10 protein-coding genes and 1 tRNA gene are annotated in these 12093 nt (G+C 67.0%); 5 read left to right on the top strand and 6 right to left on the bottom strand.

The window, feature by feature from the left end; all coding sequences use genetic code 11:
• Positions 1 to 103 precede the first annotated feature (103 nt).
• Positions 104 to 1930 carry a translational GTPase TypA gene (gene typA / locus ACVCMB_RS02300; RefSeq protein WP_395118214.1) on the top strand — a complete coding sequence of 609 codons (1827 nt, stop codon included), beginning with the start codon at positions 104 to 106 and terminating at the stop codon, positions 1928 to 1930.
• Between the two features lie 191 nt (positions 1931 to 2121).
• On the opposite strand, the gene ACVCMB_RS02295 is transcribed toward typA, so the two are convergent.
• Together ACVCMB_RS02295 and ACVCMB_RS02290 are read right to left on the bottom strand one after the other, a co-directional pair.
• A complete protein-coding gene (locus tag ACVCMB_RS02295) occupies positions 2122 to 3018 on the bottom strand; it encodes a DnaJ C-terminal domain-containing protein (RefSeq protein WP_395118212.1) in 897 nt (298 codons plus the stop codon).
• A 106-nt stretch (positions 3019 to 3124) separates the two neighbouring features.
• Complete coding sequence (locus tag ACVCMB_RS02290; protein WP_395118210.1) at positions 3125 to 3577, bottom strand: Hsp20/alpha crystallin family protein; 453 nt, start codon at positions 3575 to 3577, stop codon at positions 3125 to 3127.
• Positions 3578 to 3709: 132 nt separating this feature from the next.
• On the opposite strand from ACVCMB_RS02290, the gene ACVCMB_RS02285 reads away from it, so the two are divergent.
• Both ACVCMB_RS02285 and rnt read left to right on the top strand, forming a co-directional pair.
• Complete coding sequence (locus ACVCMB_RS02285) at positions 3710 to 4216, top strand: redoxin family protein (RefSeq protein WP_447106036.1); 507 nt, start codon at positions 3710 to 3712, stop codon at positions 4214 to 4216.
• A 12-nt stretch (positions 4217 to 4228) separates the two neighbouring features.
• The gene (gene rnt, locus ACVCMB_RS02280) at positions 4229 to 4918 is read left to right on the top strand and encodes a ribonuclease T (protein ID WP_395118206.1); all 690 of its coding nucleotides are present in this window, start codon (positions 4229 to 4231) and stop codon (positions 4916 to 4918) included.
• A gap of 45 nt (positions 4919 to 4963) precedes the next feature.
• Here the strand turns inward: rnt and ACVCMB_RS02275 are convergent, their stop codons facing one another.
• The 3 genes from ACVCMB_RS02275 to rnr are packed head-to-tail and all read right to left on the bottom strand — an operon-like array spanning position 4964 to position 8684.
• Positions 4964 to 5245 carry a CBU_0592 family membrane protein gene (locus ACVCMB_RS02275; protein WP_395118204.1) on the bottom strand — a complete coding sequence of 94 codons (282 nt, stop codon included), beginning with the start codon at positions 5243 to 5245 and terminating at the stop codon, positions 4964 to 4966.
• Complete coding sequence (gene rlmB, locus ACVCMB_RS02270; protein WP_395118202.1) at positions 5242 to 5988, bottom strand: 23S rRNA (guanosine(2251)-2'-O)-methyltransferase RlmB; 747 nt, start codon at positions 5986 to 5988, stop codon at positions 5242 to 5244. Before rlmB ends, ACVCMB_RS02275 begins: the two co-directional genes overlap by 4 nt.
• Positions 5985 to 8684: a ribonuclease R gene (rnr, locus tag ACVCMB_RS02265; protein WP_447106035.1), complete on the bottom strand. Its 2700-nt coding sequence runs from the start codon at positions 8682 to 8684 to the stop codon at positions 5985 to 5987. Before rnr ends, rlmB begins: the two co-directional genes overlap by 4 nt.
• Positions 8685 to 8818: 134 nt before the next feature.
• On the opposite strand from rnr, the gene ACVCMB_RS02260 reads away from it, so the two are divergent.
• Positions 8819 to 8905 (top strand) — tRNA-Leu (locus ACVCMB_RS02260).
• Between the two features lie 210 nt (positions 8906 to 9115).
• Here the strand turns inward: ACVCMB_RS02260 and ACVCMB_RS02255 are convergent.
• Positions 9116 to 9523: a VOC family protein gene (locus ACVCMB_RS02255; protein ID WP_447107201.1), complete on the bottom strand. Its 408-nt coding sequence runs from the start codon at positions 9521 to 9523 to the stop codon at positions 9116 to 9118.
• Between the two features lie 437 nt (positions 9524 to 9960).
• Between ACVCMB_RS02255 and ACVCMB_RS02250 the strand changes: the two genes are divergently transcribed.
• Positions 9961 to 12084, top strand: coding sequence for a TonB-dependent siderophore receptor (locus tag ACVCMB_RS02250; RefSeq protein WP_447106034.1), 2124 nt, complete (start codon positions 9961 to 9963; stop codon positions 12082 to 12084).
• The last annotated feature ends 9 nt before the right edge of the window (positions 12085 to 12093 follow it).

Below are 12093 nucleotides of genomic sequence, written 5' to 3'. Positions count from 1 at the left end.
TGTCGCACGGGTGCCCACACGCGGGCGCACAAACCCGTATAATCGACCGGTTAACCCTCAAATTACCCACGTGGTGGCTGCACGCGCCACCCGAGTCGATCCCATGTCCATAGAAAATCTGCGCAACATCGCCATCGTCGCCCACGTCGACCACGGCAAGACCACGCTGGTGGACTGCCTGCTCAAGCAGTCCGGCACGCTGAACGAGCGCACCGTGCTGGCCGAGCGTGTGATGGATTCGAACGACCAGGAAAAGGAACGCGGCATCACCATCCTGGCCAAGAACACCGCCATCACGTGGCGGGGCAACCGCATCAATATTGTCGACACGCCCGGACACGCCGACTTCGGCGGCGAGGTCGAGCGCGTGCTGTCGATGGTCGACTCGGTGCTGATCCTGGTCGACGCGATGGACGGCCCGATGCCGCAGACCCGCTTCGTGACGCAGAAGGCGTTCGCGATGGGGTTCAAGCCGATCGTGGTGATCAACAAGGTCGACCGCCCCGGTGCGCGCCCGGAGTGGGTCGTCGAGCAGGTATGGGATCTGTTTGACCGCCTCGGCGCCACGCCCGAGCAGATGGAGTTCCCGATCGTCTACGCCTCGGCGCTGAACGGCTATGCCGGCCTGGACGAGAACGTGCGCGAGGGCGACATGACCCCGCTGTACGAGGCGATCATGCAGCACGTCAGCAAGCCGGACGTGGATCCGGACGGCGCGTTCCAGATGCGCATCAGCCAGCTCGACTACAACAACTTCGTCGGCGTGATCGGCATCGGCCGCATCCAGCGCGGCACCCTGAAGAAGAACATGCCGGTGGCGGTGATCGATCGCCACGGCAAGAAGCGCCAGGGCAAGGTACTGCAGGTGCTCGGCTTCCTGGGCCTGGAGCGGATCGAGCAGGAAACCGCCGAGGCCGGCGACATCGTGGCCATCTCGGGCATCGCCGACCTGACCATCTCCGACACCATCTGCGCGCTGGACACGCCCGAAGCGCTGCCCGCGCTGACCGTGGACGAACCGACGATCTCGATGACCTTCCAGGTCAACAATTCGCCGTTCGCCGGCAACAAGGATCTCTCCGGCGGCAAGTTCCTCACCAGCCGCCAGCTCAAGGACCGGCTGGAGCGCGAGCAGGTGCACAACGTGGCGCTGAAGGTGGAGCAGGGTTCGGACGCCGACAAGTTCCTGGTCTCCGGCCGCGGCGAGCTGCACCTGTCGGTGCTGATCGAGAACATGCGCCGCGAAGGCTACGAACTGGCCGTGTCGCGCCCGGAAGTCATCATCAAGGAGATCGACGGCCAGAAGATGGAGCCGATCGAGCAGTTGGTGGTCGACGTGGAGGAAATCCACCAGGGCGGCGTGATGGAGAAGCTGGGCATGCGCAAGGGCCAGCTGAAGAACATGGAATCCGACGGCAAGGGCCGCGTGCGGCTGGATTACGAAATCCCGGCGCGCGGCCTGATCGGCTTCCAGAACCAGTTCAAGACCCTGACCCAGGGCTCGGGCCTGCTGTTCCACGTGTTCGACCACTACGGCCCCAAGGAAGAAGGCCAGATCGCCAAGCGCCAGAACGGCGTGATGATCGCCAATGCCGGCGGCACCACCCCCGCCTATTCGCTCGGGCCGCTGCAGGATCGCGGCAAGCTGTTCGCCGCCGAGGGCGACAACGTGTATGAAGGCCAGCTGGTCGGCATCCACGCCAAGGACAACGACCTCACCGTCAACGTGATCAAGCCCAAGCCGCTGACCAACATGCGCGCCTCGGGCAAGGACGACGCGATCCAGCTCACCCCCGCGATCAAGTTCACCCTGGAACAGGCACTGGACTTCATCGACGACGACGAGCTGGTCGAGGTCACCCCGAAGGAAATCCGCCTGCGCAAGAAGCACCTCACCGAGATCGACCGCAAGCGCGCCTCGCGCAGCTGATCCGATCGCGCCGCGATACGGCGATGGCGGGCTTTGCCCGCCCCGTGGTCCGCGCTGCTCTGCAGGAGCGCACGTTGTGCGCGATGCCCTTCGTCACGTGACGGAAGGCGTCGTGCGCAGGGCGGGCAAAGCCCGCCATCGGCGTTCGAGAGATGGCCGGGGGCGGTGCCCGCCCCTACGACCCGGGACCTTCAAACTCGCGGATCGTAGTTCGCGAAGCTCTTGCGCAACGCCTCGTAGGCCTTGCGCTGCGCGTCGCTGTCGGCCGCCGGCGTGCGGATGGACAATTCCACCAATTGGTCGCCGGGGTTGCTGCCCGGCATGCCGCGCCCCTTCAGCCTCAGCTTGCGGCCTGACTGCGAGCCGGCGGGGATGCGCAGGTCCACGGTGCCCGCCAGCGTCGGCACCGGTACGGTCGCGCCCAGCGCGGCTTCCCACGGCGCGATCGGCAGCACGTGGACGACATTGCGACCGTCGAGGCGAAAGCGCGGGTCGTCGCGGATGATCACTTCCAGCAGCAGGTCGCCCTTGGGTCCACCGCCCATGCCCGACTGACCCTGGCCCGAGAGACGGATCACCTGGCCGCTCTGGATGCCGGCGGGGATCTTCACCTCGAGCACGCGCTCGCCGCCGGACGAATCGTGCATGGCCAACCGCGTAGGGCCGCCGTCGAAGGCGGTCTGCAGGTCGATCTGCACCGAGGCCTGCACGTCCTGCCCACGCCGCGGCCGCGGCTGGCCGCGATGGCCGCCATGCGCAGCGCCGCGACCGAACAGGCTTTCGAAGAAATCGCTGAAATCACCGGCGTCGCCACCGAAGCCCTGTTGCTCCTGCCAGCCCGGCGGCGGGCGGAACTGCTCGCCCTGGCGATAACCGCCGGCGCGCAACTGGTCGTAGGAGCGCCGCTTCTCGGCGTCCTTCAACACCTCGTTGGCTTCGTTGACCGCCTTGAACTTCTCCTCGGCGCCCGCGTCCTTGTTCTTGTCCGGGTGGTACTTGCGCGCCAACTTGCGATACGCCGCCTTGATGTCGGCCTCGCTGGCGTCAGGCTTGACGCCGAGGATCTCGTAATAATCTTTGAATTCCACACCCGCTCCTTTTCGTCGGTACCGCAGCCCGAAAGGCTGCGCCCCGCCGTGGAGCATTATCCACGACGGGGCGGGTCTTCATACCGCGTTGCGTGTGCAGCGCAGGTCAGTTGCCGGTGTCGATCGCGATGCGACGCGGCGTGGTTTCGGGCTTCTTCGGAATCGCGATCTCCAGCACGCCGAAACGGCCATGCGCGCTGATGTTCTCCGCGTCGGCGCTCTCCGGCAGCGAGAAGCGGCGATGGAAGGTGCCGTAGACGCGCTCCTGCCGGGTCAGCCTGCCGCCGTCCTTTTCGTTGTCGACGGTGCGTTCGCCCTTGATGGTGAGGATGCTCTTGTCCATGCTCACCTCGATCGTGGACGGGTCCACGCCGGGCACGTCGACCAGGATCATGAAGCGCTTGTCTTCCTCGCGGATGTCCACCCGCGGTGCCCACTGGCTGGTTTCCACGGTGGACTGGTCATTGTCGCCGGCGCCGAAAAAGCGGCTCATGACCTGGCGGAAATCGTCCGGCGTACCGAACTCGCGGTTCCACACGGATTGACGGCTCACGTTCATTTCAGTGCCTCCTCTGACGGGTTTGCGGCGTGATCGCCGCCTGCTCCGGAAATAGGTGCTCGCCGCGGCGATTCAAGGCACCCGACCGCCAAAACCACTAGCATGCAAGCGTTGTTCACCATTGAGCGATCCATGACCATCCAACCCGGGGACACCCTGCCCGACGTCGCGATCAAGATGATCGACGGCGACATCCGGCCCGTGCAAACAGGCGCGCTGTTCGGCGGACGCAAGGCCGTGCTGTTCGGCGTGCCTGGCGCGTTCACGCCGACCTGCTCGAACCATCACCTGCCCGGCTACGTGGCGGCGTTCGCCGAGTTCCAGGCGCGCGGCATCGCGGTGATGTGCCTCGCGGTCAACGACGCCTACGTGATGCAGGCGTGGGCCACCGCGCAGCACGTGCCGCGCGGGTTGCTGATGCTGGCCGACGGCAACGCCAGCTTCACCCGCGCGCTGGGCCTGGAACTGGATGGCAGCGACTTCGGCATGGGCATCCGCGCGCGCCGGTTCGCGCTGTATGCCGAGGATGGCGTGGTGCGGCAATTGCAGCTGGAAGCGCCGGGCGAACTGCGCGTGTCCACCGCCGAGGCGATGCTCGCGGCGATCGGCCAGGCGCCGGGTGCACCGCACGGCGGCTGATATGCTGCGCCGATGGATATCGTCAACAACCCTGCCGTGGCCCGCATGGCCGAGCGTTTCCGTGGTTTCCTGCCGGTCGTGGTCGACGTGGAGACGGGCGGCTTCGATGCCGAACACGATGCGCTGCTGGAAATCGCCGCGATACCGCTGCGCATCGACGAGGCCGGCTTCCTGAGCACCAAGGAGCTGGTCACCACCCACGTGGAGCCGTTCCCCGGCGCCAACCTCGATCCCCGTTCGCTGGAGATCACCGGGATCGATCCGGACAATCCATTGCGCGGCGCCCTGCCCGAACGCCAGGCGCTGGACCACGTTTTCCAGGTGGTGCGCGAGGCGGTGCGCGAGGCAGGTTGCCAGCGGGCGATCCTGGTCGGCCACAACGCCGCCTTCGACCTGGGCTTTCTCAACCAGGCGGTGCGCCGCTGCGGGTACAAGCGCAATCCGTTCCATCCGTTCAGCTGTTTCGACACGGTCAGCCTGGCCGGCCTGGCCTATGGCCAGACCGTGCTGAGCAAGGCAGTGCTGGCGGCGGGCTTGACCTTCGACAGCCGCGAGGCGCATTCGGCCGTCTACGACGCCGAGCGCACCGCCGAGCTGTTCTGCAGCATCGTCAACCGCTGGCGGCAACTGGAGCTGGTGGAACGGGCGAGCCTCGACCTCGGCGCGTCCGCTGCCCAAGGTGGCGACGTCCCGATCGCCTGACGGGCCACCCGCGGAACCGGCGGCACGCGGATTCAGGCAGCCAACCTATGGCGCGTGGCCAGCCGGCGGCGGCATCGTGCGACGACGACGCCAGTTGTTCACCACGCCATAGACGCCGATGGCGATCCAGGCGGCCTCCAGCAGGAAGGCGGACAGGTTGAAGCTGCCGAATACCAGCGATAACAGCACACCGAGCGCGCCGAAAATGTTCATCGTCTGGTAGATCAGCCCGTTGCCATGCAGGCGATGCCCCTGCAGCAGCAGAAAGGCCAGCAACACCAGCGCCACGCCGAGATAGCCGGCCCAGTCGTACCAGAAGAAAGTCATCGCTTCGCTCCGCGCTGGCGCAACGCCTCGAACAAGGCCACGCCAGTGGCGACGGAGACGTTGAGGCTTTCCATCGAACCGGGCATGGGGATCTTCGCCACGAAATCGCACAGTTCGCGGGTGAGCCGGCGGATGCCCTCGCCTTCGCTGCCCAGCACCAGCGCCACCGGTCCCTTGAAGTCGATACCGTAGATCGTGGTCTCGGTGTCGCCCGCCAGGCCGGTGATCCACACGCCGGCATCCTTCAGCTCGCGCAGCGTACGCGCCAGGTTGGTCACCGCGATCAGCGGTACCCGGTCGGCGCCGCCGGCCGAGGCGCGGCGCACCACCGGCGTGAGGCCGACCGCGCGATCCTTCGGCACGATCACCGCGGTGACTTTCGCCGCGGCGGCGCTGCGCAGGCAGGCGCCGAGGTTGTGCGGATCGGTGACACCGTCCAGCACCAGCACCAGGGTATCGCTGCCGTCGCGTTCGAGCAGGCCGGCAAGGTCGCTTTCGTGCGCGGCCGGCGCCGCCTCGTAACGCGCCGCCACGCCCTGGTGGCGCGCTTCGCCCGCGTGCTTGTCCAGCTCCTCGCGCGGACGATGGCGTACCGCGATGCCCAGCTTCTTTGCGCGCTCGGCCAGCTCCAGCACGCGGGCGTTGCGCTGGCCGTTCTCCACCAGCAGCTCACGCACGCGCTCGACATCGTTGCTCAATGCGCCCTCGACGGGATTGATGCCGACGATCCAGCTCTCACTCATGGCTTGCCTTTCGGTTTCGGTTTGCGGCCGCCGTGCTTCTTCGGCGCCGGCGGGACGGGAGCCGGGGCCGGCGCGCGCCTGGCGGAACCGTCCTTGCGCGGGCGACGATCCGACGACGGTTCGACCCTGCGGCCCTGATGCTGGCCGCCGGCATGCTGGCGCCCTGCCGGCGACTGTGCACGCGGCGGCGGATTATCGCTCGCCGCCACCTTGCGCGGGGCCGGCGCCGGTGTGGCAACCTCGGCCTCCTTGCGGCCGAATGCGCGGCCGATCGCCTTGGCGGCACGACCGAACATGCCCGGTGCCTTGGTCGTGGCGGCCGCCTTCTTCGGCAGCGAATAGCGCTCGCCCGCGGCGGCATAGTCATACGCCTTGCCGCTGCCGGTCGGGGCCGGGGCCGGGGCCGACGTGCGCGGCGAGACCAGGCGGAAGTCGATCTTGCGATCCTCCAGGCTGGCGCGCAGCACCTGGATGCGCACGTGGTCGCCGAGGCGGAACTGCGCGCCGGTGCGCTCACCCTTGAGCAGCTTGCGCACCGCGTCGAAGTGGTAGTAGTCGTTCACCAGCTGGCTGATGTGCACCAGGCCGGAAACCTTCGATTCGTCCAGCTCCACAAACAGGCCGAACGAGGTGACCCCGGTGACCACGCCGTCGAACTCGCTACCGATGTGCTTCTCCATCCACGCGCACTTGAAGCGCTCGTCCACGTCGCGCTCGGCCTCCTCGGCACGACGCTCGCGCTGCGAGCAATGCACGGCCATCGCCGCCACCTCGGCGGGCGTGTAGGTGTAGTCGCTGGGCTTGCCGCCGGTCAGCGCGTATCGGATCGCGCGATGCACCAGCAGGTCGGGATAACGACGGATCGGCGAGGTGAAGTGCGCGTACGCCTGCAGCGACAGGCCGAAGTGGCCGCGGTTGTCGGGCTGGTAGGCGGCCATGCTCTGCGAGCGCAGCAGCACGCTCTGGATCAGTTCGCGCTCGGGGCGATCGCGCACCAGTGCGAGGATCTCGGAGAAGTCGGCCGGGGTCACCTCCTCCACCGGCGGCATGCGCAGCTTGAACTCGCGCAGGAACTGCTGCAGGTCCTCGTATTTCTCCGCCGGCGGCGGCTCGTGTGCGCGGAACAGCGCGGGGATTTTCCTCTTCTCCAGGAACAGCGCGGCCTGAACATTGGCCGCGATCATGCACTCCTCGATCAGCTTGTGCGCGTCGTTGCGTTCGGTGGCACCCATCGACTCCACGCCGCCGGTCTGGTCGAGACGGAACTTCACCTCCGGCGTCTCGAAGTCGATCGCGCCGCGGCGCTTGCGCTGCGCCGCCATCGCCTTGTACAGCGCGTGCAGGTTCTCAAGCTGCGGCAGCACGTCGGCGACCTCGTGGCGTGCGTCCTTCTCGCGCAGGCCGACCGCTTGCCACACCTTGTCGTAGGTCAGCCGCGCATGCGAGCGCATCACCGCGTCGTAGAACTTCGAACGGGCGACGTTGCCCTCGGCGTCGACGGTCATGTCGCAGACCATGCACAGCCGCTCGACCTTCGGGTTCAATGAGCAGATGCCGTTGGAAAGCGTCTCCGGCAGCATCGGCACGACGAAGCCGGGGAAATAGGTGGACGTGCTGCGCTCGTATGCCTCGCGATCCAGCGCGTTGCCTGCCTGCACGTAGTGCGACACGTCGGCGATCGCCACGATCAGCCGCCAGCCACCACCACGCCTCGGCTCGGCATACACCGCATCGTCGAAGTCGCGGGCATCGGCGCCGTCGATGGTGACCAGCGGCAGCTTGCGGATGTCGGTACGGCCTTCCCGCTCGGCAGCGGTCACCTCCGCTTCCACCTGCGCCGCATCACGCAACACTTCGGCCGGCCATTCGTGCGGCAGGTCGTGGCTGGCGATCGCCATCTCCACCACCAGCGAGGGCTGCAGGCGATTGCCCAGCACCGCGCGGATCTCGCCCAGCGGACCGCGGTAAGGCGTCGGCGGGTCGGTGATCTCCACCACCACGATCTGGCCGGACTCGGCGCTCTGCTCCTGGCCCGGCTTGATGATCACGTCCTGGTTCAGGCGGCGATCGTCGGGCGTGACCAGGGTGACGCCGTCCTCGATCAACACGCGGCCGACCAGGCGCGGCGAGCGACGTTCCAGCACTTCGGCGATCGCACCCTGCTTGCGGCCGCGACGGTCGATGCCGACCACGCTGGCCAGCACGCGATCACCATGCAGCACCGTACGCATCTGCTGCGGCGACAGGTACAGGTCTTCGCCGCCCTCGTCGGGGCGCAGGAACCCGTAGCCCTCGGCGTTGGCCAGCACGCGGCCGGCGATCAGGTCGAGCTTGCGCGTCGGCGCGTAGCCGCCGCGCCGGCCCAGCAGCAACTGGGCATCGCGCACCATCGCCGCGAGCCGCTTGCGCAGTGCCTCGAGGTCGACTTCATCGTGAATCTGCAGCGCGTCGGCGATGCGCGCTTCGGTCAGCAGTTCGCCGCGCTCTTCCAGCAGGGCGAGGATCGCCTCGCGGCTGGGGATGGGGCGCGCATAGCGCTGTGCCTCGCGATTGGCATGCGGGTCGCGCACGGCGCCGGTGGCAGCCTTGCCGCGCTTGTCCGGCGCGGATGGCCCGCGCGACGAGCGACTGCCGGTTTTCTTCGGGGGGCGCGCATCCGGGGAACGGCCGGACGTGGGGGGAGTTTTTCTGGTCACTAAGTATCCTTGTGGTGTCACGCGGCGCAGAGAATGACACGGCGCGTGCGATGAGGGTGAAAAAGAGTTGACAAGCCAGCGGTCGATGCCTACATTACGCGGCTCACGCAGCTCGCTGAGCGGTGTGGCACCTTGCCCAGGTGGCGGAATTGGTAGACGCACTAGCTTCAGGTGCTAGCGGGGGCAACTCCGTGGAGGTTCGAGTCCTCTTCTGGGCACCAATTGTAAACGAAGGCCGCCTTTCAAGGCGGCCTTCGTCTTTTCCGGGCCTGCATTGAAGTCAGGAAGGCCGCCTGTCCTGCGTGCACCGTTTCCCCTGAGCGTAGACCCGAAGCGTCGAAGTCGAAGGGTCACGACGCAGGAGCCGACGGCCCCTTCGACTTCGCTGCGCTACGCTCAGGGCGAACGGTGTGCGTGCAGTCTTTCGCACTTCAAGCGGCTGCCGGCCCCTTCAGTTCGACCATGTTGCCTTGCGGGTCGTAGAGGTAGATCGACGGGCCCTCGCCTTGCGCGCCGTAGCGCGAGCCCAGTTCGCCGATGCGCACGCCGTGCGTCCGCAGATGGGCCAGGATCGCTGCCTCGTCGTAATCCTCCACGCGCAGGCACAAGTGGTCCATGTTGTGGCCGCCCCTGCCCGGAGCAGCGCCGCCCTGACGCCCGAGCTTGCCGTCAACGGACACCAGGTCGATCAAAGATGCCCCCGCACGCAGTTGCACCAGGCCGATCCCACCCTGCCGGCGCTCCTCGTGACAGCCGAGCACCTCGCAATAGAAACGCGTCATCGCTTCCAGATCGACGACACGCAGCACGACGTGGTCGATTTCACCTATGCGGATCATGCCGATGTCCAAGGCATTGATGGGGGCGTGGGCACGGCGGCGGCATGCGGACATCGATCCGTTCGCGTGACGCCGTCGCGGGAGTGGAGGAGCCGCTTCCGCCCGGCTCACTCTATTTGCCACCGGGGGTGGCGGCAAGACACCGCGCAGCTTGGGCCGGCGACGCGTCGCGCGCGTTGAGGGCCGCGGCGGAAAAGGACTCGCGTCTGCACCTGCGACTGCCGAAGGTGGTGACACGCGCCGCCCGCTTTCCGCGGCAAGCAAGGAAACGCGGATCAGCCAATGGCGAACGCGGTTCCCACCTCGCTCCAATATACAAATGCGAATCATTTGCATATACAATGCACCCGGCCCGCGGGCAGCCGTCACGCCGCCCCACTCGACCATCGAACGATCCAGGGGATTCCATGCCTTTTTGCCACCATCGTGCGAGCGCCTTGCCACGCCTTTCCCTGCTGGCCGCCAGCCTGCTGCTGGCCAGTGTCCAAGCACATGCCGACGACGCGGCGCCTTCACCCGCCGACGTCAAGAATCTGAGCCAGGTGATGGTGGTGGCCCAGCGCGCCGAGCGCGTCAGCAACGGCGCCACCAATCTCGACCTTGCCATCAAGGACACGCCTCAGTCGATCAGCGTGGTCACCGACGAGCAGATGCGCGACTTCGGCGCCGACAGCGTCAACGAGGCCCTGCGCCTGGCCACCGGCGTGCAGGTCGACGAATGGGAAACCACCCGCACCACCTACAGCGCACGCGGCTTCGACATCCTCAACACGCAGATCGACGGCGCCGGCCTGCCCAACGACTGGGGCGTCTCCACCGGCGCCACCGACAGCTTCGGTTACGAGAAGGTGGAAGTGATCCGCGGCGCCAACGGCCTGCTCACCGGCGTCGGCAACGCCGCCGGCACCATCAACTACGTGCGCAAGCGCCCGACCAACCAGCGGCAAGGCACGGTCGGCGTCAGCTATGGCTCGTGGGGCACCACGCGCGCCGAAGCCGATTACTCCACCCCGCTCACCGCCGACGGCCGTTGGGCCGGACGCGTGGTGACCGCGCATGAAGACGGCGCCACCCACCTGCGCGACAACCACAACAGCCGCAACTTCCTCTATGGCGTGGTCGATGGCCAGGTCGGGGACAACGGCACCCTGACCCTGGGCTACTCCTACCAGCGGGCGAAGTCCGACGGCATCATGTGGGGCGCGCTGACCTTCATGAACAGCGACGGCAACCAGTCCGTCTGGCCGACCGATGCTTCCACCACCCAGGACTGGACGTACTGGAACACCACCAACCAGACCGGCTTTGCCGAATACGTCCACCAGCTCGGCGAGGACTGGCAGCTGAAGCTGTCGTACAACTACCGTCACTCCAGCGGCGACGAGAAGATGTTCTACGCCTACATGCCGGATCCGGACGGCGACGGCATCTCCGAAGCCCTCGATCCCGCCACGGGCCTTGGCCTGGTCGGCTACCCCTGGGGCGGCATCGACACGGCCACCGCGCATATGGGCGAGGCCACGCTCAACGGCCACTTCGAACTGTTCGGCCGCGACCAGGAAGCGATGTTCGGCGCCAGCGTGGCCAGAAGCACCTCGACCGGACGGGAACAAAGCGCCGACTTCTCCTCCCCGGCCTGGGGCGCCCTGCCGGCGTTCCCGTACAGCCCCTACGCCATTCCCGAACCCGCCTGGAGCGACCCCAGCGTCTACTCGGTACTGGATCAACGGCTGAAGCGTGCCTTCGGCACCAGCCGGATCGCGCTGAACGATCGGCTCAAGCTCATCGTCGGCCTCAACTACGCCCAGTACCGCCGCAACGGTAGCTCGTATGCGGAGGGCTTCGACCAGACCACCAGCCACACCAGCCCCTACGGCGGCCTGACCTTCGACTTCAACCAGCACGTGCTGGGCTACGTCAGCTACTCCGACATCTACCAGCCGCAGGATCAGGTCGACGCGAACGACCGTTACCTCGACGCCAGCAAAGGCAGGAACTACGAGGCCGGCATCAAGGCCGACTGGCTGGACAGGCGCCTGCTGACCACGCTGGCCGTGTTCAGGGCCGACCAGAATGGGCTGGCTACGCCCACCGGCCGGTACAACCAGTACGGCCAGTCCATCTACGCACCGGTGGACGTGCACTCCAGGGGCGTCGAGTTCGAAGCCACCGGCAAGCTCGGCGACAACGTCGACCTGGTGCTGGGCTACACCTCGCTGAAGCTGACCGGCGCCGATGGCGACGACACCTACCGCTGGGTGCCGCGGCGCACCGCCAACCTGCTGCTCAGCGCCCATCTGCCGGCGTACACCGCGCTGTCCTTCGGCCTGGGCGGACACTGGCAGAGCGCCATCTCCAACGTGGAAAGCAGCGGCTTCACGGTGCGCCAGGGCAGCTATGCGGTGCTCAACGGTTTCGTGGCCTGGGACTTCCTGCCCAACGCCACGCTGCGCCTCAACGTGCGCAACCTCGGCGACGAGAAGTACATCAACACCTTGCGCTACAGCGGTTTCTACGGTGCGCCGCGCAACTACATGCTGAGCGTGGACTGGCGGTTCTGACCAAGGGCG

The organism is Rhodanobacter sp. UC4443_H10 (genome assembly GCF_052978325.1).
This window is presented reverse-complemented; position numbering and strand designations above follow the sequence as displayed.

Bases quoted from the DNA above. Each gene is read 5' to 3' on its own strand.
- typA (WP_395118214.1), top strand. From the start codon at position 104: ATGTCCATAGAAAATCTGCGCAACATCGCCATCGTCGCCCACGTCGAC.
- ACVCMB_RS02290 (WP_395118210.1), bottom strand. From the start codon at position 3,577: ATGAACGTGAGCCGTCAATCCGTGTGGAACCGCGAGTTCGGTACGCCG.
- ACVCMB_RS02285 (WP_447106036.1), top strand. From the start codon at position 3,710: ATGACCATCCAACCCGGGGACACCCTGCCCGACGTCGCGATCAAGATG.
- rnt (WP_395118206.1), top strand. From the start codon at position 4,229: ATGGATATCGTCAACAACCCTGCCGTGGCCCGCATGGCCGAGCGTTTC.
- ACVCMB_RS02275 (WP_395118204.1), bottom strand. From the start codon at position 5,245: ATGACTTTCTTCTGGTACGACTGGGCCGGCTATCTCGGCGTGGCGCTG.
- rlmB (WP_395118202.1), bottom strand. From the start codon at position 5,988: ATGAGTGAGAGCTGGATCGTCGGCATCAATCCCGTCGAGGGCGCATTG.
- ACVCMB_RS02255 (WP_447107201.1), bottom strand. From the start codon at position 9,523: ATGATCCGCATAGGTGAAATCGACCACGTCGTGCTGCGTGTCGTCGAT.